The organism is Niveispirillum fermenti (assembly GCF_052474395.1).
Map to the genome: position 1 here is coordinate 1,711,521 of NZ_CP156681.1, position 21,623 is coordinate 1,733,143.

The following is a 21,623-nucleotide window of genomic DNA, read 5'->3' on the forward strand; positions in this document are numbered from 1 at the left end:
AAATTTTGTTGATGGTCTTCGACCACAAGGATTACTTCCATGCCAGCATGGATCATGCTGCATTGCAATCGAACTTTTTCGCCGTTTTTGTGGGAAACGGTCCGTCCCGGCACATCCAAGGGGTGGGATATGGCACCGGTTTCCCCCATCTTACCGGCATCCCTTTCCGCTAACCCATGGATATGAAACCATGAAGTATCTGCATACGATGGTCCGTGTGACCGACCTGGCCCAGTCGCTGGAATTTTACTGTGACAAACTGGGCTTGAAGGAATTGCGGCGTATGGAGAACGAGGCCGGGCGTTTCACCCTGGTCTTCCTGGCGGCCGATGAAACGCCGGATGCGCAGGTTGAACTGACCTACAATTGGGACCCGGAAACCTATGGCGGGGGCCGCAATTTCGGCCATCTGGCGTTCGAGGTGGATGATATCTACGCCACCTGCCAGTCGCTGATGGACAAGGGTGTTACCATCAACCGCCCACCGCGTGACGGGAACATGGCCTTCATCCGCTCGCCCGACAATATCTCCATCGAGCTTTTGCAGAAGGGCAAGCCGCTGCCCAGACAGGAACCCTGGGCCAGCATGGCGAATACCGGGGTCTGGTAAGGGACGGACGGCCATTGCGGGCGGGCGGGGCGCGACCCCGCCCGCCCGCCCGCAATGGCGGGGCGACGCGCTCACATGGCCAAATTGTCCGCCCCCGGTTTGTCAGACGGCCATATTGTCCAGAAGCCGCACCGCGCCCAGGCGGGCGGTGCAGATCAGCCGGCCGGGACCGGGCTGGTCCAGCGGTTCCAGCGTGGCGGCATCGACCAGGGCCAGATAATCCACGGCGGCGAAGCCGGCGGCCAGCAGGGTGGCGGTTCCGGCCTCCAGCGCCGGTGCCACGGGCGCCCCGCCGCGCAGCGCTGCCACCACGTCACGCATCACTTGATTCAACCGCACGGCCACCTGCCGCTGTTCGGCGGACAGATAGGCATTGCGCGAGGACAGGGCCAGCCCGTCGGTTTCCCGCACGGTGGGAACCCCCTCGATGGTGACGGGAATATCCAGGTCGCGGACCAGTTGCCGGATGGTGCAAAGCTGCTGATAGTCCTTTTCCCCGAAACAGGCGAGATCGGCCCCGGCCTGCAGCAGAAGCTTGGTCACGACCGTGGCCACGCCCTGGAAATGGCCGGGCCGGCACGCCCCTTCCCACCGGCGGGTGACAGGCCCGAGATCGATCGTGGCGGCGAAACCGGCAGGATACATGACATCGACCGTCGGCGCGAACAACAGGTCGCAGCCGGCGGAAGCCAGCTTGGCCGCGTCCCCGCCCTCGTCCCTGGGATAGCGGCTGAAATCCTCGCTGGGGCCGAATTGGGTCGGGTTCACGAAAACGGATGCCACCACCCGGTCGGCCAGTTCCCGTCCGCGGCGCACCAGCGTCAGGTGCCCTTCATGCAGGGCGCCCATAGTGGGGACCAGGGCCACGCGCTCCCCCTGGCGGCGCCAGCCGGCGACATGCGCACGCAGATCGGCGACGGTGCGGACGATGGGAAGGGTCATGGTCTTCGCTCTCAACGGCCGGAAGGTGGGCGACGGCATAGGGAGGTATGCATTCCGCCCGCCCGCCACAAGCGCTATTCCGCCATACGGGCCCTGATCTTGCGCATCACCCAGCCCAGAACGGGCAGTTTCTCATAGAACTGGCCGGCGGCGTCCCAATGGTCGATATGGCTGGTCACCTGCCCCGCCATGTCGAATCGCACTTCCGACATACCCTCGATCGTGGCGGGGCGCGGCTGGCCCCGGCGGCGGAACACAAAGCCCCAGCGCAGATAGGCCGTCTGTTCCGACAGCGCATGGTCGCGAACGATGAACCGCGGCTGCTCCACCATCTGGAACATATGCGCGAACACGGCCTTCATCCGGTCGCGTGACCGGAAATCATTGAACGGGTCCTTGAAATGCACATCGGGCGTGGCAAGCCGGTCCAACCTGGAAACGGTTTCCGGCCGTAATTCCTGGTAGAAGCGAATATAGCCTGCCAATGCCTGTTCCACCGGGATCTGTCCGTTCACCGCCATCCGTGGGTCCGATTCAAGCCGTTCCTGCCACCCGCCCTATTTTGGCATAATTCTGCAGGCCAGCATGAAATACAGCGCATCGGGAAACCGGCGCAACAGCAGAAGCGGCCAGGTGAAGCGGCGCGGGAAGGTTATTTGGAAACCGTTACCTTTTAGTCCCGCCACCAGCCGGGCCGCCGCCCGTTCCACAGGCATCAGGAAGGGCATGGGAAAGTCGTTGCGGTCGGTCAGGGGCGTCTTGATGAAGCCGGGACAGACCAGTTGCGTCTTTATGCCGTGCCGTTCCACATCCAGCTTCAGGCTTTCGGCCAGGTTGATCAGCGCGGCCTTGGACGCGCCATAGGCCAGCGAGCGGGGCAGGCCGCGATACCCCGCCACGCTGGAAACGATCACGACATGGCCCTGCCGCCGCCCGATCATGCCGGGCAGGATGGCGGCCAACGAATTGACGACACCCATCAGGTTGACATCCATGGTGCGGCCGAACTGGGCGGGGTCCAGGTCCCGTGCGGCGTCGGGCCGATAGGTGCCGGCATTCAGCACGGCCAGTGCCACCGGCCCGTGCGCTGCCAGCACTGCCTTCACCCCCGCCGCGTCCGTGACATCCAGCGGCGCGGGAATGATCCGGCCCGGCCCCGCGGTCCTGGCCGCCAGCGTCGCCAGCGCCGCGGCGCCGCGCGCACTGGCCAGCACGGTCCACCCCTCTGCCGCCAAGGCCAGCGCCACATGTTCCCCGATGCCGCTGGAGGCGCCGGTCACCCAGGCAAGGCTGTCGGTGGGGGTGGGGGTATGCATCGGTACGGTCCTGTCGGTCGGTGTGAACGGCACGGGGAACGACATAGCCCCGCCGGCCCCGAAGAAAAGCCGGCGCCCCGCTATTTCTCCAGCGCTCGAACCTGCCTGTCGTACAAACGCTCGGCTTGCTGCCATTTTTGATTGGCCGGAAACCGGGCCAGCAGCATGATCATGATGTCCCGCGCTTCCTCAAAGGCCTTGCGCGCGCGCACCCTGTCTCCCTTTCTGGCCAGGACCGAACCCAGGTAGGCATTGTTGATCGAGAGATCACGCTGCCATTGGAGATGTGTCGGTTGCTTGTCCACCAGGCCCTTGCGAATGGTGACCCCCTGTTCGTAGGCTGCCAGGGCACCATCAAGGTTGCCTTTCGCTAAAAGGGTGGCGCCGATCTTGTTGTGAATGACGGACAGGTCATGTTGCCATTGCAAATGATCAGGCCTGCTGCGTGCCAGATTGTCCGCTATGATCAGGCTGGAACCATAGGATTCCAAGGCAGCGTCCAATTTCCTCAGTGCGCGAAGCGTATCGCCGACCCTTTCATGACTGATCGACAAATCCCGTTGCCAATGCGTGTTGGCTGATTGATCGACCAGTTTCCGGGCGAGGGATAAACCCTGACGGTAGGACGTCAAGGCCCCCTCATAATCCCGGCCCGCCAGTTGTATTGCTCCGATGCGATTGTGGATGACTGATAATTCTCGTTGCCATTCAAGGTCGTCGGGGCTTTGCTCGCCACGCTGGAAGGCGATGGCCGACGCGGCATCGAAATGTTGTCTGGCCCTGGCATTATCCTTTTCCAGTGCCGCGATATCTCCAAGCCGTATCAGCGCCCAATAGCGATCATAGGAAAGGTCTGCGGCGGGCGTGAGATCCACCGCCCGCCGGAACTTTTCGTGCGCATAGGCCAAGTCCCCGCTGTCAAAGGCAAAATCCCCGGCGTAAACCAGCCCCTGTACATTGTCCGGATCAAGGGCCACAGCCTGCTTATAGGCCGTGAGGGCACGCATCGGGTCGGCTGGGCCCGTGATGGCGCCAAGGTGTCGAAAGGCGGCCGCGGCCTGATGATTTCGGGTCTCCGCATCTGCCTTCTGCGCTTCCGCCTCTTTTTCGAACAAGGCACGGGCGGCGGTGATGTCGCCCCGGTTCAGATGGTCCAGTGCGGCCGCCATGCGCTGGTTGCCGGCTGCGGCACCGGTGACGGCGGCAGTGATGGCACTTTCCTGGCCTTGCCTGAAAATGGGTGAAGTATCGCTATGCTGGGACTGCAAAATATCCAGGATATGTTGCTGGCCCTTCAGGGTATGCTGTTGGGATTGCTCGATCCGCGCCGCTGCCTCTTTCAAATCGCCCAACTGGCCTGTCATCGCGTCAAAGAAGCCGCGCTCCTGCTCCCCGCTGGAGATATGGGCGAAATGTAACCCCCCGGACATGGGGGCGATGATAATCGCGTGGGCCAGAACGGCCCGGCATCCCGCAGCCCGAGGGGGGCGGCATCCGGCGATGACGGCGGCCAGGATGGCAGCGGCCATTGCCGTGATCATGAGCCATAGGGCAATGGGTGCAAGCAGGGTCAAGGCATCAGCGATCAGGCCCAGCAATGTGGCGAAGGCGGCCACTTGCTTCCATCGCTCCTGAAGCGCCTTGACTATAAGGGGAAACTCGCTGTTTGCCACCTTCCACATGTGCAGAATGCCCGCATCAGGTGATCATCTTTTAAAGAATGACTCTCCTGGGTTGACGATGGCAAGTGTGTGATTGGATGAAATTTATATTTCAGTATCCTCCTGCAATTCCGCTCCGAAACCGCTCCGCCTGCTGGCGGATGGCATCGCGCCGGGCCGGGGCCATGGCGTCCAGGCCCTTGTAGGCCAGGCCCATGCGCGGGTTGGCGCGCAGCAGGGCTGCGTTCTCCATCAGGAAATTCCAGTAGAGGAAATTGAACGGGCAGGCGCGTTCCCCCTCTGCGGTGGTGACATCGAAGTGGCAATGGCTGCAATAGTCGGACATGCGCTGGATGTAGCGGCCGCTGGCGGCATAGGGTTTCGACCCCAGCAGGCCGCCATCGGCATGCATCACCATGCCATGAACGTTGGGCAGTTCGACCCAATCATAGGCATCGGCATAGACCGCCAGATACCATTGCTCGATCTGTGCCGGCTCTACCCCCAGCAGCAGGGCGAAATTGCCGGTCACCATCAGGCGCTGGATATGGTGGGCATAGGCGTGGCGCCGGGTCTGGCCGATCACCTGTGCCATGCAATTCATGGATGTCCGCCCCGTCCAGTAGAAATCCGGCAGGGCCCGCTGCGCCCCGAGCGCGTTGGTGTCGGCATAGGCCGGCATTTTCAGCCAATAGATGCCGCGGACATATTCGCGCCAGCCCAGGATCTGCCGGATGAAGCCTTCCGCGGCGTTCAGGGGGGCGTGGCCGCGATGAAAGGCGTCGGCCGCCGCCGCCACGACCGCGCGCGGGTCCAGCAGGCCGGCATTGATGTAGGGTGACAGGACGGAATGGAACAGCGTTTCCTGCCCCGTCGCCATCGCGTCCTGATAGTCACCGAACCATGGCAGGGCATGAAGGATGAAATGGTTCAGCGCCTGCCGGGCCCCTTCCGCCGTGACGGCATAGGCGAAGCTCTCCAGCGTGCCGAAATGCCCGCCGAACCGGTCGGCCACCAGGGCCAGAACGTCGCGCGTGATGGTGTCGGGCGGTTCGCGGAATGGTTCGGGGATGCGCAGGCCCTTAGGCAGCGGCTTGCGGTTCTGCGCGTCGAAATTCCATTGCCCGCCCAAAGGCTTTCCGTCCGGGTCCATCAGGATGGCATGGGTGCGCCGCATCTCCCGATAAAAGAACTCCATCCGCAATTGCCGGCGACCCTCGGCCCAGGCACGGAACCGGGCGATGGGGCAGAAGAACCTGTCATCTTCCCGCACCTCCACGGGCACGGGCAGTTCGCGCTGCCATTGCCGCATCTGCTTCCAGACCCGCCACTCGCCCGGAAAGGTGACGATCACCCGCTCCGGTTGCCAGCGGTCCACAGCGCGGGCCAATTCACCGCCCAGCGTGCCGGTATTGTCCGGATCGTCCAGGCGGACATAATCGACGGCGATGCCGCGGGCGGCCAGATCGGCCGCGAAATGGCGCATGGCGCTGAACAGAAAGGCGATCTTCTGCGGGTGGTGCGGAACATAGGTGGCTTCCGCCATCACTTCCGCCATCAGCACGCGGTCGCAGGCGGGGTCCAGCCCGCGCAGGCCGGCCAGCGAGGCGGAAAGCTGATCTCCCAGCGCCAGGCGCAGGCAACCTGTCATGACCGGTCGGCGGCGGGGGTGCCGCCATCGGCGCTGTCCAGAATATAATGGATATTCTGGCCCTTCGCCTCGAACCCCAGTGCCACCCAGCGGTCATTGATATCATACCAAAGGTCGATCCGGTCCGTGCTTCCGGGCGGATTGGACAGGATGTTGATACTGTGGTGGCGTGCCATCAGGGAGCCATCCGCCGTTTCCACATCCGTCTTTCCATGATTGTCGATGCGGACATCCATGACCAGCCCGCGCTGTGTATCCAGCAGCCGTGTCGCGCCTATTGTGGCGATGTTCCAATAGCTGGTGGGGATGATGTCGGCGGGGGCCGTGAAGCGGCCACGGCTGCCTTCCACCTGGAACCCCTCGGGGTTGGCCCGGCCATACACCTGATATTCCTCGCCATCATCGTCGGTCCGGGTATCGATCTCCACCAGCCGGCCCTGTTGCCAGACCTCCCGGTTCACATGCCGGTAGCGGTAGGCGGTGATGAAGGCGAGGCGGACTTCCAGGCGGATTTCCTTTTCCATGATCAGCCGGTCGCCATCCCGCGTGAAGCGCAGGCGATGGCTGCCCATCGGGCTGGCCTTTTTCCGGAATACGGAAAAATCCAGCCGGTCGCCGGCCGGTACAGCGGCCGCAGGCGCAGGCATGCGGAATGCCAGGGCCGCGGCGGCACCGGCAAGGACAAGACGGCGTGTCGGCATCGCGTGTTCCTCCCTGAACGCCTCGGGGGCTGGTCTCTGGCCTGGACGCCCGCTCCCGGCACCTCCCCTCTGGGAACTAGGGCGCGCGATGCCCATGTCGAGGGGGCTGACAGCAAACTGTCGATTTCCATTCCGCCGGGCCTTACACTCCGCCTGTTCCGCCGCCCTCTTCGTGAAATTATCCATGGCCCCCCACGCGCACGACCACGACGATATGTCCCGCCACGACCATGGTGCGACCCCGCGCCACGACCATGGTGCTTGTGTGAAGGATGCGCTGGCCCGGGCCGATGCGCTGTGCAACGACCGCGGCGTGCGGTTGACGCCGCAGCGCGCCCGCGTGCTGGAACTGGTCTGGTCCAGCCACAAGCCGCGCGGCGCCTATGCCATCCTGGAAGACATGTCGGCCGATGGGAAGCGGGTGGCGCCGCTGACCGTCTATCGCGCGCTGGATTTCCTGCTGGAGCAGGGGCTGATCCACCGGATCGAAAGCCAGAACGCCTTTGTCGGCTGTCCCGACCCCGGCACGGCCCATATGGGGCAGTTCCTGGTCTGCACCTGCTGCGGTGAGGCCACGGAACTGACCGATCCCCGCATCGCTGCCACCATCGCCGAAAGTGCTGCTGCCCAGGGCTTCGCCATCCAGCGCCAGACCGTGGAGGTATCGGGGATCTGCCCCGCCTGCCGCGACCATTGACGAAACCGCCCCCGGCGTCCCACATCTGTTGCATGAAAGGCCGGACGACCGGCCCGACCCCTTGCCCCTGTTGCCAGGAATAACGCCTTGTCCACGACCCAGACCCCGCCCAGCCCGCCGCCCCGCCTGCCCATTTCCGTCCTGACCGGGTTTCTGGGCAGCGGCAAGACGACGCTTCTGTCCCGCCTGATCCGCGATCCGGCCATGGTGCGCACCGCCGTGGTGATCAACGAGTTCGGGGAAGTGGGGCTGGACCATCTGCTGGTGGAACAGGCCGACGAGAATACGGTGCTGATGGATAGCGGCTGCCTGTGCTGCACCATCCGGTCGGATCTGGCCGAGACGCTGCGCGACCTTTACATGCGGCGCATGCGCGGCGACATCCCTGAATTCGACCGGGTGGTGATCGAGACGACGGGACTGGCGGACCCCGCCCCCATCCTGCACACGCTGATGACCGATCCGTTGATCGCCTCGCGCTTCCGGCTGGACGGGGTGGTGACCACCATCGACAGCGTCCACGGCATGAAGCAGTTGGACGAGCATGAGGAAAGCCTGAAGCAGGCGGCCGTGGCCGACCGCGTCGTGCTGACCAAGACCGACATCGCCGAGCCCGCCGCCGTGGACGCGCTGCGCCGTCGCCTGCACGACCTGAATTCCGGTGCCGTGCATGTCGATGCGCAAAAGGACCAGCACCTGCCCGTGCTGCTGTTCGATGCGGGCCTGTACAACCCGGCCACCAAGTCGATGGACGTGCAGCGCTGGCTGAAGGCGGAGGCTTATGAAGGCGGGCACGGCCACGACCATCAGCACGATCACCACCACAGTCATGACCATTGCGACCATGATCACGGCCATTGCCATCACGACCATGGTGACGCCGGCCACGAACACGGCCATGGCCACCATCATGACCATGGCCATCATGACCATGACCACGCGCATTGCGACCATGACCATGGTCATTGCACCCACGATCATGGCCATGGGCACCATCATCACGACGTCAACCGCCATAACGACAAGATCTCGTCCTTCGTGATCCGTGCCGAAAAGCCCCTGCCCTGGGACGCCCTGGTGACGTTCTTTGAAACGGTGGCCAAGGCGCAGGGCGACAATATCCTGCGCGTGAAGGGCCTGCTGAATGTCGAGGAGGCGGAGCGCCCCATCGTCATCCACGGGGTGCAGCACCTGTTCCATCCGCCCGTGCAACTGGATGCCTGGCCGACACAGGATCACAGCACCCGCATCGTGTTCATCGTGAAGGAACTGAGCCGCGAGACGGTGCAGGACCTGTTCGACAGCGTCGTGAACACCAAGGCGGCCTGACCGGACCCATGCCGCGGTAGGGCCGGATGGCTCCGGCCCCATTGGCGGTCCCTCACAGCAGCCAGCGCCCTTCTGCCCAGCGCAGGGCCCACAGTGCCATGCGCCCGAGGGTCCAATGCCGGCCCCGCCAGGCCAAGGCCTGTCCGCCCCCAAGGTCGATGAATTGCGGCGGCCGGCGGGTCGGGGCGGGGCGGGGTGACTGGCCCTGGGCCAGGGCTTCGATATTGCCGGCCAGGCTGGCCCAGCCGGGATGCCGGCCATCGGCCACCCGCACGGCCTCACCGCCGGCCAGCATCAGCGGCCGCCCCGCGACCTGCTGGAAATTGTCGGTCATCAGCAGGCCCGACGCATCAACCGTCAATCCGCTGCCCCGCAGCCAGTCGGGCCCGGCAGCACCTGTGGCATTGACGAACAGATCGAAGGCGATGCGGTCGCCGGTGGCCAGCACCGCCTCGTTTCCATCGACCCTGGCCACGGGGGCCATTTCCTGCAGGATGGCCCCGTGCGCGGCCAGCCTTTCCAGCACGCGCACCCCGGCCCGTTCGGGCAGGCCGGTCAGCAGCCGGCCGCGGGTCAGGATGGTGATGCCGACATGCCCGCCCAGCCGGTCGGCCAGGGCAATGACAGCCAGGGCCAGCGTGATGGCCGTGACGCCGCCCCCGGCAATGGTCAGTGCAATGACCCGGCCCGGATGCTGTTCGAACCGGGTCTCCAGCGCCGTGCGCAAGGCCAGGATTTGTGAAAGGGGGCGGGTGTCGTAACAGCGCGCATGGCCCTCCGTGCCGGGCAGGGGGCGCGTACCGGCCGGCGGGGCGATTGACACGATATCGAAATAAAGCGGGTCGCCCTCATGCCGGTGGACCATCCCGGCCTTCACGTCGATGCCCATGACATCGTCATCGATGCCGATCATGTCCGCGGCCCGGGCCATGTCCATGGCGTTCAGCAATGCCGCACCGGATGCGATGCGGCCCGACAGCATGGCGGGCACGGCCTCGGGCCAGACCATGCCGGCGGGAGAGAGCAGGGCGAGGTCGTGGCCACGCCGTTTCAGGTGAGACAGACGGGCCAGCAGCGGCGGCCTTGCATGGCCGCACCCCAGCAACAGGATACGGCTCACCCCGCGGCCTTCGCCGCGGCCGCCCCTTCCTGCGGGTCACGCAGCACATAGCCGCGGCCCCAGACCGTCTCGATGTAATTCTCGCCTTCGGTGGCGGTCGTCAGCTTCTTGCGCAGCTTGCAGACGAAGACGTCGATGATCTTCAGCTCCGGTTCGTCCATACCGCCATAGAGGTGGTTCAGGAACATCTCCTTGGTCAGCGTCGTGCCCTTGCGCAGGGACAGCAGCTCCAGAATGCCATATTCCTTGCCCGTCAGGTGCAGCGGCTGGCCTTCCACGGCCGCCGTCTTGGCATCCAGGTTGACGCTCAGCTTGCCTGTGCGGATGACGCTGTCGGAATGTCCCTTGGACCGGCGGATGATGGCCTGGACGCGCGCGATAAGCTCGCGCTTGTCGAAAGGCTTGGTCAGGTAATCGTCTGCCCCGAAACCCAGCCCCTTGATCTTGTTGTCCAGGTCCGACAGCCCCGACAGGATCAGAATGGGTGTGTTGACGCGCGCCTGACGAAGCCGGCGCAGCACCTCGTACCCGTCCATGTCAGGCAGCATCAGGTCCAGGATGATGATGTCATAATCGTAGAGCTTGCCAATCTCCAGCCCGTCCTCCCCCAGGCTGGTGGCGTCCACGATGTACCCGCCTTCGGCGGACAACATGAGCTGGATGCTTTTCTGCATCGCGGCATCGTCTTCGACCAGCAGGACACGCATGACAAGTTCCTCGGCATTCCGTGGGGCAGAAACCCATCTACGGCAGATAGGTTAACAGAGGCTCTACAGATATGCTATCGGACCAAAGGAATGGCCAGGGGGGTAGGTATATTCATTGGTATGTGCAACCCCCCGGCTTTGCGATTTTGTGGTAGGGTGCCTGTCGCCATGCTTGACCACGATCAGTTGCTGCAAGAGATCAACGCCCTGCCATCCTATGCCGTCTTCGGCCGGGTCACCTCCGTCCTGGGGATGATGGTGGAGGTGGGCGGGGTGGAACGCCGGCTTTCCATCGGCGGGCGCTGCCGCGTGATCACGCGCGGCGGCCGGCCGGTCCCGTGCGAGGTGGTGGGCTTCCGCAGCGGCCGCGCGTTGTTGATGCCGTTCGGCACGCTGGACGATATCGGCCTTGGCTGCCGGGCGGAGGTGGCGGAGGGGCAGGCATCGATCTATCCCACCCCGGCCTGGCTGGGCCGCGTCATCAATGCGCTGGGCCAGCCCATCGACGGCAAGGGTCCGCTGCCCCAGGGCGAGGTGCCCTTCCTGATCAAGGCCAGCCCGCCGCCGGCCCATGCCCGCAAGCGGGTGGGGGAAAGATGGATCTGGGGGTGAAATCCATCAACACCTTCCTGTCCTGCTGCCGTGGCCAGCGTATGGGTATCTTCGCCGGGTCCGGCGTGGGCAAGTCCGTGCTGATGTCCATGCTGGCCAAATATACCGAGGCCAATATCAGCGTCATCGGCCTGATCGGTGAGCGCGGGCGCGAGGTGCAGGAGTTCCTGGAGCATGACCTGGGCGAGGAGGGACTGGCCCGCAGCGTCGTGATCGTCGCCACTTCCGACGAGCCGCCGCTGATGCGCCGGCAGGCGGCCTACATGACCTTCGCCGTGGCCGAATATTTCCGTGACCAGGAACAGGATGTGCTGTGCCTGATGGACAGCGTCACCCGTTTCGCCATGGCCCAGCGCGAGATCGGCCTGTCGGCGGGGGAGCCACCGACGACCAAGGGCTATCCGCCGACCGTGTTCGCCGAGCTGCCGCGCCTGCTGGAAAGGGCCGGTCCGGGCACGGGCAAAGGCACGATCAGCGGCCTGTTCACGGTGCTGGTCGAAGGGGGCGACATGGAGGAACCCATCGCCGACGCCGTGCGCGGCATCCTGGACGGCCATATCGTCATGGAACGCCGTATCGGGGAGCGCGGGCGCTATCCCGCCATCAACATCCTGCGCTCGGTCAGCCGTACCATGCCGGGGTGCAACACGCCGGAGCAGAACGCCCTGGTCGGCAAGGCGCGCCGCCTGATGTCTGCCTATTCCGACATGGAGGAGATGATCCGGCTGGGTGCCTATCGCCGGGGTTCCGACCCGCAGGTGGACGAGGCGATCCATTTCAACCCGGCGCTGGAGGCGTTCCTGCGCCAGGGCAAGGGGGAGCGCTGCACGCTGGACCAGGGGTATGAGGAACTGGCGGCCATCCTGGGCGGAGCCGGCTGATGAAGGACCTGAAACCCCTGATCCGCCTGAACCAGCGGGAGGTCGACGAACGCCGCCGCGTGCTGGTTCATTTGCAGGAGGCCGCACAGCGGCTGGCCGAGGAGCGGGAGGCGTTCGAGCGGCAGGTGGTGGAGGAACGGCAACTGGCCGCCACCGATCTTATGCTGGCCCGCGCCTATCCTCCCTTTGCCAAACAGGCCCTGATCCGGCGCGAAGCCTACGAGCATCGCGCCATCCTGCTGCTGCGGGAGATCGAAAAGGCCGAGGAGAGCGTGGCCGAGGCCTTTCGTGAATTGAAGAAGTTCGAGCAGGTGCAGGAGCAGCGCGACCTGGCCGCCAAGGAGGCCCGTCGCTATCGCGAAACCCAGATGTTCGACGAGGTCGCCTCCGTCCGCTTCGCCCGCCAGCAGGATGCGGCGGGGGAGGGGGAAGAGGCCTGACCCCTGACCCCTGACCCCCTGGGCCCGGTCTTTCAGTCGGGCGGCGGCGCGGCTGCTTCACAGGCCGGAACCGTGATCCGGCCGAAGGCGCGGGCAGTGTCGCGGGCCCGGATCTCCAGTCCCTGCCGATGGGCGACCAGATCACGGATATGCAGCAGCGGCACCATGGGCAGATCCGTTTCCAGAATGGCGGTGGCCTGCGCTGCCAGAGCCGGGATGCTGGCGGCCGTCGCCCCGCGGGACCGTAGCAGCAGGGTCTGCAATTCCTCGTTCCGGTACCCGCTGGGATTGATGGTGCTGTCCCTTTCCGGCGTGCCGGCAATGGCGGCATAGCCTTCCATGGCCGACCCCGCCGTCAGGCCCAGCCCGGCGAACATCATCTGGAAATCGCCGTCAATGATCCGCTGGCGCATCTCGCCCGCGGCAATGGATTGCACGGTCACCTGGATGCCCACGGCCCGCAGCAGACCTGCCAGGGCGTCGGCGACGCGCGGCCGGTCGGTGATCCGGGTCAGCGGCAACAGCAATTCCAGGGTCAGCCCGTCCGCATGTCCCGATCGCACCAGCAATTCGCGCGCGATGTCCGGTCGGGGCGGGCGGGTTAGTGGCCGGTCGGGCTGGTAACCTTCCATCCCGGGCTGTGCCAGTTGCCAGGCTGGCCCGGCCAATGTCTCCAGCCCGCGTTCCACCAGAAGGTGCCGGTCCACGGCCAGGGACACGGCGCGTCGGACATGCGGATCGGCCAGGGGATTGGCGCTGCCGTCCGGCAGGGCCGGGCGCAGATTGAAGGTCAGCAGCAATGTGCGGTCGGTGGGCAGTTCCGACAGGGCGAGATTGTGCAATCCCCGCAGATAGCGCTCATGGACCGGGGCGACATCCTCCATGATATCCACCTCGCCCGTCACCAGCAGCCGCAGCCGCTCGCGCGCGTCCGGTTCCTCCACCAGCACCAGACGCTGCCATGGCGGGCAGGCGGTCCAGCAAAGGGGTGACAGGGTCAGCAGGTGGCGGTCCTGCCGGCCGTCCGACCCCGCCGCCGGGATGAAGGGACCGCTGCCCGTCAGGTGACGGCCCAGTCCGGCCCGCACCCGATCCGGGTCGCAGCCCTGCGGCCCGCCTGCCGAGCCATCATCCGGGGCTTGCATGATGAAGGCCAGCGACAGGGCCGCCGGCAACAGACGGTAGGGTGCGGCAAGCACCAAGGTGATCTGCCCTGGCCTGCCGGCCGCCACGCTGACAAGGCCCAGCGGCTCGCGTCCGACATCGCGCGATACTTCCTGGAAACGGCAAAGGCTGTACGCCACGTCGCGCGGCGTCACGGGCTGGCCGTCGGCGAAGCGTGCGGCCGGGTCCAGCAGGAAGGTCCAGGTCAGATGGTCGTCACTGCGCCAGCTTGTGGCCAGACGGGGGGCCGTGGCGAACCCGTCGCGGGTGACCAGTGTATCGAAAACATGTTCATAATACTGGAAATCGGCGCCCGTGCGGGCCAGGTGGGGATCGGTGGCCGTCACCCCGCCGGACAGGGCGACGACCAGATCACGGCCGGCACCGGATGGTGGAGTTGCACCCGCCGGCCTGCCATCGGCCATCGCCACGGGAGGTGCGGGCACCGCCAGCAGCGCTGCAACAAACAGTCCGACCCTGGCAGCAGCGCACCCCAGCAAAACGGACCATCCGCGCCCATCTGGAAAACGCGAAATCATGCCCTTGCCGCCGGGGCGGGGCAAGCGCTGTTGTCCCGTCCCCGCGCGAAGGATTCAGTTCACTGTTACCGGCTTGTCCGCAGGCTTGCGCTTGGAGGGCACGGGCAGTTCGACATTCACTTCCAGCATGGAACAGCCGCTTTCGCGTTCCAGCTTCACGGCGACCTTGTCCTCGTCCACGCTGACATACTTCTTGATGACAGCCAGCAGTTCCTGCTGCAGTGCGGGCAGGAAATCGGGGCTGTCCCGGCCGGACCGTTCGTGCGCCAGCACGATCTGCAGCCGCTCCTTGGCCTGGGCCGCCACAGTCGGCGGCTTGGACCGGCGGAAAATATCCAGCAGGCTCATGCGCTCCTCCGCAACAGGCGATCCAGGAAGCCCTTCTTTTCGGGCTTGATGAAGCGGTGTTCCAGCGTCTCGCCCAGGAAACGGCCCACGGCATCGCCATAGGCAAGGCCGGCATTGGACTTGTCGTCCAGCACGACGGGCATGCCGACATTGGACGCCTTCAGCACCGCAGGGCTTTCCGGGATGATGCCCAGAAGCGGGATGGCCAGGATTTCCAGGACATCCTCTACCTTCAGCATCTCTCCCTTCTCCACCCGCTCCGGATCATAGCGGGTGACCAGCAGATGTTCCTGCACGGGTTCCAGCCCCTGTTCGGCCCGGCGCGACTTGGCCTGGATCACGCCCAGGATACGGTCGCTGTCGCGGACCGACGAGACTTCCGGGTTGGTCACGATGATGGCATGGTCGGCCCAATAGAGCGCCATGAGCGCGCCCTTCTCGATGCCGGCCGGGCTGTCGCAGAGGATATAGTCGAATTCCTTCTTCAACTCCTCCAGGATCTTGCCCACGCCTTCCAGCGTCAGCGCATCCTTGTCGCGGGTCTGGCTGGTCGGCAGGATGTACAGGTTCTCAACCCGCTTGTCCTTGATCAACGCCTGACTCAGCCGTGCCTCGCCATTGATCACGTTGATGAAGTCGAACACCACGCGGCGTTCGCACCCCATGATCAGGTCCAGATTGCGCAAGCCCACATCGAAATCGATGATGCAGGTCTTGAAACCGCGCAGGGCAAGGCCGGTGCCGAAAGCGGCGCTCGATGTGGTCTTGCCCACGCCGCCCTTGCCGGAGGTCATCGTAATGATCTTGGCCAAGAGGCGTCTCCCAAGGTCAAAGGTTGATCAACAGGTCCCTTACGCCGCGGCCGGCGAAAGCGGGTCGATGTGCAGATAGCCATTGTTCAGGTGAATTTGGACCTGACGACGGCGGATATCCGCACCGATATCTTCGGATACGCGGTAAAGCCCGGCGATGGATACCAGTTCGGCATCCAGGCTCTGGCAGAAGATGCGGGCCGTCTGGTCGCCGCTGACCCCGGCCAGGGCACGGCCGCGCAGCGCACCATACACATGGATGGAGCCGTCGGCCAGCAGTTCGGCGCCGGGGCTGACCGCCCCGATCACGACCAGGTCCCCGCCTGCGGCATAGACCTGCCGGCCGGAGCGGACCGGCTCGGCGATCACCATCGTGCTGCGTTGCGGCGGCGCCTCGGGCATCGCGACCACGGTGGCCGGGGCCGGAGCGGCCGGGGCGACCGGCGCCTGCGGCCGGCCCTGGACATTGCCCAGGCCCTGGGCCGGGCTGCGTCCCGTGCCGGCCAGCGGATCAAAGGTTTCCACCTTGCCGCGCGGGGCGGCCAGCAGGGCCATGCCCCGTGCCAGCGCCGCATCCTGCTGTTCCTTCGTGCCGCCCTGCAGCCCCACGGCCATCAGGCCCAGGTTCCGCAGCAGCCGGCAGAAAGCCTCCATATCGAAAGGTGTGCCGGCCGGCAGGTCATCCAGATCCAGCACGACGCCGGCATGGCGGAAGAAATTGGGGGCCTGCGCGATCTTGCCCGACAGGACGGGGAAGAAGTTGGGATTGTGCGGGTCGCTGACCTTCAGCACCATCATCGTGAAGGTGCTGCCGCGCAGTTGGAAAGGCGCGTCCCTGTAAGCGACCTGCGTGCTCATATCCTGTTCCGACCCCACGATTGATCCCCGGAATTCGTTCCCGGAACGCACGATATTATGGCCGCCGCCACCGACGCGCCATCAATTGCCCAACGATCTTGCACCATGACGCCGTTCAAGCCCGAATCGCTGGGCGGCGTCAAGGCTTTCCTTTGGCACATTTTGCGACAAGGGGGCTTTGTTCCACAATATCTATTCCGGCTATGCGACCATGATTTAAACGGGCGGGCGCCGGCGCGCCCGCTGGCGCCTTTGGCGGGTTCGCGGTTGATGACCGCGTCTTCGCAGGTGCGGCGACACGGCTGGGCGGGTCGAATCGGGCGTTCGACCCGAAAGGCGTACCCCGCCAGATGTTGTATGATGATTTGGTGTCGGCCGCAAAGTCTGGTGACGCCGCGGAATCATTGCGTTAGAATCCCCCCTGTTGGCCCAGACCAGGGGACTGATTTGATCGTGACACTGGCAAACCGCCCGGCACCATCATACCGCAGCGCAACGGCGACATGCCGTGCAGCACCCTGCGCCCCGCCCCGTCCGGGGCCGACCGTCGATGGCGACACTTCTTCCAACCGCACCACTCGGCCCGAGGGTGCGGTTTTTTGTTGTCCGCGTCGCCGCCAGCCGCGTTCCCGCTTCAACAGGACATCCGTCCTTCGCAGACAGTGAGGAGATGCACATATGGCCAAGCGCCAGCCCAAGCCCGCGTCCAGCAGCGAAACCAAGGTCCACGCCCTGTTTCCCCGCCCTTCCGGGGGCTGGGACCCGCTGGGCGGCGAGGAACGGCGGGAGCAATCCTATGTCCGCACCGTGAAGCCCATGAGCCCCGGCCAGGGGCTGCTGATGCAGGCCATCAAGGACCATAATCTGACCCTGGCCCTGGGTCCGGCCGGGACGGGCAAGACCTATCTGGCCATCTCCTCCGCCGTGGCGGCCCTGGAGAAGGGGGAGGTGGACCGTATCGTGCTGTCACGCCCCGCCATCGAGGCGGGGGAAAGCATCGGCTATCTGCCCGGTGACATGAACGAGAAGATGGCCCCTTTCCTGCGCCCGCTCTATGACGCGCTGTCGGACCGGCTGGGGGCCAAGCGGTTGAAGGCGCTGATGGCCGACGGGTCGATCGAGATCGCGCCCGTGGGCTATATGCGCGGCCGCACGCTGAACAATGCCTTTGTCGTCATTGATGAGGCGCAGAACTGCACCTATGCCCAGATCAAGATGCTGCTGACCCGCCTGGGCTGGCATTCCACGATGATCCTGACGGGCGATCCCGACCAGTCCGATCTGCTGAACGGCCTGTCGGGCCTGGCGGAAATCGCCCGCCGGCTGGAGGTGGTGGAAGGCATTGCCGTGGTACGGCTGGCCGATGCCGATATCGTCCGTCATCCGCTGGTGGCCAGCATGCTGACCGTACTTTGACAGCCGCTCCCCTTCCTTCCGCCGGTCCCCACGCCGGCGGAATGTCAGGCGGGAAGAATCCGGGCCAGGAAATCATCGATGGCGGCCAGGACGCGGTTGCGGATGGGGTCTGCCTCCATCAGCAGTTCATGGCGGCCTTCGGGAAAGCTGGCCAGGGTGCAGCGGGGCAGGCGCCGGGCGGCCAGATCATGGCGATCCGTGCGCACGATGCGGTCGGCCCGGCCCGACAGCAGCAGGATGGGCAGGTCCACCTGCTCCAGCCGGTCCTGGTCGAAATAGTGCCGGATGGAGGCAAGGGCTGCGTCCAGCCAGCCCCAGCTCGCGCCGCCGAGTGCCAGTGCCGGGTCTTCCAGGCAGAACCGGTGGTTGCGGGCGAACCGGTCCGGGTCGCTGGTCAGCCGGTTGCCGGCAAAGGCCGGCGGCGGGTCGGCCGCGAAGGGCAACTGGCCCAGCGCATAACGCTGCCCATGTCCCATCCGGACGGCCAGCCGCGCCAGTTGCCGGGCCGCCCCTTCCGGCAGGGGGGCGGTATTGATGCCGAGCATGGGGGCGCTGGCAATGATCCCATGGAACGGATGGGTGCGTTCGGCCACGAACCGCAACAGGATGTGCCCGCCCATCGAATGGCCAAGTGCCAGGGCGGGGCCGGCCGTGCCATCCAGCAGCCGGGGCAGGGCGGCGGCCATATCATCCAGGAAAATGTCGAACAATTCGACATGGCCCATGCTCTGGTCGGGCAGCAGGCGTGAGGCGCCGCCCTGGCCGCGCCAGTCCATCGCCACGACATGCAGGCCGCGCCGGGTGAAATCGCCTGCCAGCTCGGCATATTTCTCCACATATTCCGCACGGCCGGGCAGGATCAGCAGGGTGGCGGCATCCGGCGGCGGTGCGGGGCTGGCCGGGTTCCAGCGCGACAGCCGCAGGAAGGCACCATCGGGCCGTTCCATGCGATGGTGCGTCCAATGCCCATCCGATATCTGCGCCCCGTCCCGCATCCCCACCATATCCGTTGCCGTTGCATCCCGTTCCGACCATCGCCGGTTTGACCGCCCGTCCCCGCCAGGCCTATATGAGCGGTGCCAAGCAACATAGGTGCCGGTGGACCGGCCGCCAAGCGGGAGAGCACCATCCGATGGATCATGTCGCACGCCGTTCCGGTCTGGACCCGGCCGATCTGACCGGCTTCTATTTCGAGGATATGTTCATCGGGATGAAAGGCGTTTACGCCCGCACCATCACCGAGACGGACATCGTGATGTTCGCGGGCATCTCCGGCGACACGAACCCCATGCACCTGAACGAGGAATATGCCAGGGCGACCCCGTTCGGCGGGCGCATCGCGCATGGCATGCTGTCGGCCTGCTTCATCACCACGGTGCTGGGCACGCGCCTGCCGGGACCGGGTTGCATCTACATGTCCCAGAACCTGCGTTTCCGCTCACCCGTGCGGATCGGGGAGACGGTGACGACCACCGTGACGGTGACGGGCCTGGTGCCGGACAAGCGGCGGGTGCTGCTGTCCACCAACTGCACGGTCGGTGACAGGATTGTGATCGATGGTGATGCCATGGTGATGGTGCCGGCCAGGGCCATCGCCAGCGAGGCGGCGGAATAGGGGCCTATCCGACGCGGACCTCCCGCGCCAGGAAATCGATCACGGCCCGGATCCGGGGCGGCATGACGGGCCCGCCCAGGAAGACGGCATGCACCATCTCCGTGTCGCCCGTATTGTATTCCTCCAGCAGGGGGACCAGCCGGCCCGACCGTACATCGGGGCCGACATGGAACATCGCGTGCCGGGCCAGCCCGTGACCCGCCAGCGCCAGATGGCGCATGCTTTCCCCGTCCCCCAGGATGGCATTGCCGCGCACGGGCACCTCCACCCGCGTGCCATCCGGCAGGCGGAAGGGCCAGGGTCCGACACTGCGCGCAAAGCCGAAGGCCATCAGGTTGTGATGCGCCAGATCGGCCGGTGTGCGCGGCGTGCCCCGGTGGGCCAGATAGTCGGGGGAGGCGACCACCACCACGCGGCCTTCCCCCAGCTTGCGTGCCATCAGGTTGGCACCCTTCAACGGGCCGATGCGGATGGCGATGTCGGCCCGTTCCTGCATCAGGTCCACCACCATGTCGGTCAGGGTGATGTCCAACTGGATTTCCGGGTACAGCGCCGACAGCCGTGGCACCAGAGGCAGCAGATGAAGCATGCCGAACGGTACCGAACTGTTGATGCGGACCGGTCCGCGCGGCATGGCCCCCGCTGACACCGACTGCTCGGCTTCCGCCATGTCGGCCAGGATGCACCGGCAACGGTCGTGGAACAGCGCGCCTTCCGGCGTCAGCCCCAATTGTCGGGTGGTGCGGTTCAGCAGCCGGGCCCCCAGCCGCGTCTCCATGCGGGCCACCAGCTTGCTGACGGCCGACGGGGTCATGTCCAGCGCGCGGGCAGCCCCGGAGAAGGTGCCCGTTTCCACGACGCGGACGAAGACCTCCATCTCCCCGGCGCGGTTGATGTCCAGTCGGGACATGTGACCTGATCTCACAAATCATGTGCCTACAGGCAATCTAGTTCACGGATGGGGCCTCGTCCATCTTCGCGGCATGTCATGTTCATTCGGGAACGGATCATGCCTATCGGATTGTTCGCCCTGACGGCCGGTGCCTTTGGTATCGGCACGACGGAATTTGTCATCATGGGCCTGCTGCTGCAGGTTGCCGCCGACCTGGACGTTTCGGTTTCCATGGCGGGGCTGCTGATCAGCGGCTATGCGCTGGGGGTTTTCGTGGGCGCGCCCGTTCTGACGCTCTCCACGGGCCGGCTGCCGCGCAAGACGCTGCTGGTGGCGCTGATGGTGGTCTTCACCATCGGCAACATCGCCTGTGCGCTGGCACCGGACTATGGCTGGCTGATGGCGGCCCGTGTCGTCACCTCGCTGGCGCATGGCACCTTCTTCGGCGTCGGCTCCATCGTGGCCACCGGGCTCGTGGCGCCCGACCGCAAGGCATCGGCCATTGCCATCATGTTCACGGGACTGACCATGGCCACGCTGCTGGGCGTGCCCTTCGGGGCCTGGCTGGGCCTGACCCATGGCTGGCGCGCCACCTTCTGGGCCGTGGCCCTGATCGGCGTCATGGCGACCCTTGTGCTGGCCCTTTTCGTGCCGGCCGACAAGGTTGCGCCGCAGCCCCTGTCCCTTCGCCGGGAATTGTCGGTCCTGGCCCGGCCGCAGGTCTGGCTGGGTCTGGCCATCACGGCGCTGGGCTTCGCCGGGGTCTTCGCCGTCTTCACCTATATCCAGCCCTTGCTGACACAGGTCACGGGCTTTTCCGATGCGGCCGTGTCGCCGATCCTGCTGGTGTTCGGTGGCGGGCTGGCGGCCGGCAACCTGCTGGGCGGGCGGCTGGCCGACCGCCGGCTGATGCCGACCCTGCTGGGCACGCTGGCGGCCCTGATGGTTGTGCTGGGCCTGATGACATTCGCTCTGCATGACCGGATCGCCACGGTCTTCTTTGTCGCCCTGTTGGGTGTGGCCGCCTTCGCCACCGTGGCGCCCATGCAGATGCGGGTGCTGGAAAAGGCCGAAGGGGCGGGGCAGGGACTGGCCAGCAGCCTGAACATCGCCGCCTTCAACCTGGGCAATGCCCTGGGTGCCTGGGTCGGCGGGGCGACCATCGACCATGGGCCGGGCCTGCCGGCCGTGACCTGGGTGGCGGCGCTGGTCACGCTGACAGGACTGGCTGTGGCACTGTGGAGCCGGGCGCTGGACCGGGGCGTGCCATCCCGCCCCGTGGTGGCGGCGCCGCTGCATTGACCGGTTCGGG

The 21,623-nt window shown here is 65.6% G+C and carries 22 protein-coding genes and 1 pseudogene; 9 read left to right on the forward strand and 14 right to left on the reverse strand.

Features of this window, described 5'->3' with window-relative positions; translation table 11 throughout:
* The first annotated feature begins 11 nt into the window (after nucleotides 1-11).
* Both ABC728_RS19310 and ABC728_RS19315 read left to right on the forward strand, forming a co-directional pair.
* Nucleotides 12-173 (forward strand): hypothetical protein, encoded by a 162-nt coding sequence (locus tag ABC728_RS19310; RefSeq protein WP_416618464.1) that lies wholly within the window; start codon nucleotides 12-14, stop codon nucleotides 171-173.
* A 17-nt stretch (nucleotides 174-190) separates the two neighbouring features.
* Nucleotides 191-610: a VOC family protein gene (locus ABC728_RS19315; protein WP_416618465.1), complete on the forward strand. Its 420-nt coding sequence runs from the start codon at nucleotides 191-193 to the stop codon at nucleotides 608-610.
* Nucleotides 611-712: 102 nt separating this feature from the next.
* Here the strand turns inward: ABC728_RS19315 and panC are convergent, their stop codons facing one another.
* From panC to ABC728_RS19345, 6 genes are all read right to left on the reverse strand, one after another.
* Nucleotides 713-1,552 (reverse strand): pantoate--beta-alanine ligase, encoded by an 840-nt coding sequence (panC, locus tag ABC728_RS19320; protein ID WP_416618466.1) that lies wholly within the window; start codon nucleotides 1,550-1,552, stop codon nucleotides 713-715.
* Between the two features lie 74 nt (nucleotides 1,553-1,626).
* On the reverse strand, nucleotides 1,627-2,067 hold the full coding sequence (locus ABC728_RS19325; protein ID WP_416618467.1) for a nuclear transport factor 2 family protein: 441 nt from the start codon (nucleotides 2,065-2,067) through the stop codon (nucleotides 1,627-1,629).
* Nucleotides 2,068-2,109: 42 nt separating this feature from the next.
* Nucleotides 2,110-2,868 carry an SDR family NAD(P)-dependent oxidoreductase gene (locus ABC728_RS19330; RefSeq protein WP_416618468.1) on the reverse strand — a complete coding sequence of 253 codons (759 nt, stop codon included), beginning with the start codon at nucleotides 2,866-2,868 and terminating at the stop codon, nucleotides 2,110-2,112.
* 80 nt (nucleotides 2,869-2,948) lie between these two features.
* Entirely contained in the window at nucleotides 2,949-4,550 is a 1,602-nt protein-coding gene (locus ABC728_RS19335; RefSeq protein ID WP_416618469.1) for a tetratricopeptide repeat protein, read from the reverse strand.
* Nucleotides 4,551-4,641: 91 nt separating this feature from the next.
* A complete protein-coding gene (locus ABC728_RS19340; RefSeq protein WP_416618470.1) occupies nucleotides 4,642-6,180 on the reverse strand; it encodes a cryptochrome/photolyase family protein in 1,539 nt (512 codons plus the stop codon).
* Nucleotides 6,177-6,881, reverse strand: coding sequence for a DUF6134 family protein (locus ABC728_RS19345; protein ID WP_416618471.1), 705 nt, complete (start codon nucleotides 6,879-6,881; stop codon nucleotides 6,177-6,179). The genes ABC728_RS19340 and ABC728_RS19345 overlap by 4 nt, the downstream gene beginning before the upstream one ends.
* A gap of 184 nt (nucleotides 6,882-7,065) precedes the next feature.
* On the opposite strand from ABC728_RS19345, the gene ABC728_RS19350 reads away from it, so the two are divergent.
* Both ABC728_RS19350 and ABC728_RS19355 read left to right on the forward strand, forming a co-directional pair.
* Nucleotides 7,066-7,578 carry a Fur family transcriptional regulator gene (locus ABC728_RS19350; protein WP_445376462.1) on the forward strand — a complete coding sequence of 171 codons (513 nt, stop codon included), beginning with the start codon at nucleotides 7,066-7,068 and terminating at the stop codon, nucleotides 7,576-7,578.
* A gap of 87 nt (nucleotides 7,579-7,665) precedes the next feature.
* Nucleotides 7,666-8,907 carry a CobW family GTP-binding protein gene (locus ABC728_RS19355; protein WP_416618472.1) on the forward strand — a complete coding sequence of 414 codons (1,242 nt, stop codon included), beginning with the start codon at nucleotides 7,666-7,668 and terminating at the stop codon, nucleotides 8,905-8,907.
* A 52-nt stretch (nucleotides 8,908-8,959) separates the two neighbouring features.
* Here ABC728_RS19355 and ABC728_RS19360 read toward each other — a convergent pair whose 3' ends face one another.
* Nucleotides 8,960-10,027 carry an NAD(P)/FAD-dependent oxidoreductase gene (locus ABC728_RS19360; RefSeq protein ID WP_416618473.1) on the reverse strand — a complete coding sequence of 356 codons (1,068 nt, stop codon included), beginning with the start codon at nucleotides 10,025-10,027 and terminating at the stop codon, nucleotides 8,960-8,962.
* Nucleotides 10,024-10,734, reverse strand: coding sequence for a response regulator transcription factor CtrA (ctrA, locus tag ABC728_RS19365; RefSeq protein WP_416618474.1), 711 nt, complete (start codon nucleotides 10,732-10,734; stop codon nucleotides 10,024-10,026). The genes ABC728_RS19360 and ctrA overlap by 4 nt, the downstream gene beginning before the upstream one ends.
* A 168-nt stretch (nucleotides 10,735-10,902) precedes the next feature.
* On the opposite strand from ctrA, the pseudogene fliI reads away from it, so the two are divergent.
* Nucleotides 10,903-12,227 (forward strand): annotated as a pseudogene (gene fliI / locus ABC728_RS19370) (flagellar protein export ATPase FliI).
* Nucleotides 12,227-12,667, forward strand: a complete 441-nt coding sequence (locus tag ABC728_RS19375) for a hypothetical protein (protein WP_416618476.1) — start codon at nucleotides 12,227-12,229, stop codon at nucleotides 12,665-12,667. The pseudogene fliI and the gene ABC728_RS19375 overlap by 1 nt, the downstream one beginning before the upstream one ends.
* Before the next feature lie 32 nt (nucleotides 12,668-12,699).
* On the opposite strand, the gene ABC728_RS19380 is transcribed toward ABC728_RS19375, so the two are convergent.
* The 4 genes from ABC728_RS19380 to minC all read right to left on the reverse strand — a co-directional run bounded on the left by ABC728_RS19380 (nucleotide 12,700) and on the right by minC (nucleotide 16,388).
* Complete coding sequence (locus tag ABC728_RS19380) at nucleotides 12,700-14,277, reverse strand: ABC transporter substrate-binding protein (RefSeq protein ID WP_416618477.1); 1,578 nt, start codon at nucleotides 14,275-14,277, stop codon at nucleotides 12,700-12,702.
* A 147-nt stretch (nucleotides 14,278-14,424) separates the two neighbouring features.
* The gene (gene minE, locus ABC728_RS19385; protein ID WP_416618478.1) at nucleotides 14,425-14,718 is read right to left on the reverse strand and encodes a cell division topological specificity factor MinE; all 294 of its coding nucleotides are present in this window, start codon (nucleotides 14,716-14,718) and stop codon (nucleotides 14,425-14,427) included.
* Nucleotides 14,715-15,530: a septum site-determining protein MinD gene (gene minD / locus ABC728_RS19390; protein ID WP_416618479.1), complete on the reverse strand. Its 816-nt coding sequence runs from the start codon at nucleotides 15,528-15,530 to the stop codon at nucleotides 14,715-14,717. Before minD ends, minE begins: the two co-directional genes overlap by 4 nt.
* A 39-nt stretch (nucleotides 15,531-15,569) precedes the next feature.
* Nucleotides 15,570-16,388 (reverse strand): septum site-determining protein MinC, encoded by an 819-nt coding sequence (minC, locus tag ABC728_RS19395; RefSeq protein ID WP_416618480.1) that lies wholly within the window; start codon nucleotides 16,386-16,388, stop codon nucleotides 15,570-15,572.
* A 678-nt stretch (nucleotides 16,389-17,066) separates the two neighbouring features.
* Between minC and ABC728_RS19400 the strand changes: the two genes are divergently transcribed.
* Nucleotides 17,067-17,804: a PhoH family protein gene (locus tag ABC728_RS19400; protein ID WP_416618481.1), complete on the forward strand. Its 738-nt coding sequence runs from the start codon at nucleotides 17,067-17,069 to the stop codon at nucleotides 17,802-17,804.
* A 44-nt stretch (nucleotides 17,805-17,848) separates the two neighbouring features.
* On the opposite strand, the gene ABC728_RS19405 is transcribed toward ABC728_RS19400, so the two are convergent.
* Nucleotides 17,849-18,751 carry an alpha/beta fold hydrolase gene (locus tag ABC728_RS19405; protein WP_445376463.1) on the reverse strand — a complete coding sequence of 301 codons (903 nt, stop codon included), beginning with the start codon at nucleotides 18,749-18,751 and terminating at the stop codon, nucleotides 17,849-17,851.
* Between the two features lie 185 nt (nucleotides 18,752-18,936).
* Here ABC728_RS19405 and ABC728_RS19410 point away from each other — a divergent pair, with 185 nt between their 5' ends.
* Nucleotides 18,937-19,419, forward strand: coding sequence for a MaoC family dehydratase (locus tag ABC728_RS19410; protein WP_416618483.1), 483 nt, complete (start codon nucleotides 18,937-18,939; stop codon nucleotides 19,417-19,419).
* Between the two features lie 4 nt (nucleotides 19,420-19,423).
* Here the strand turns inward: ABC728_RS19410 and ABC728_RS19415 are convergent, their stop codons facing one another.
* Nucleotides 19,424-20,329, reverse strand: coding sequence for a LysR family transcriptional regulator (locus ABC728_RS19415; protein ID WP_416618484.1), 906 nt, complete (start codon nucleotides 20,327-20,329; stop codon nucleotides 19,424-19,426).
* Between the two features lie 99 nt (nucleotides 20,330-20,428).
* On the opposite strand from ABC728_RS19415, the gene ABC728_RS19420 reads away from it, so the two are divergent.
* Nucleotides 20,429-21,613, forward strand: coding sequence for an MFS transporter (locus ABC728_RS19420; protein WP_416618485.1), 1,185 nt, complete (start codon nucleotides 20,429-20,431; stop codon nucleotides 21,611-21,613).
* Nucleotides 21,614-21,623: the final 10 nt, after the last annotated feature.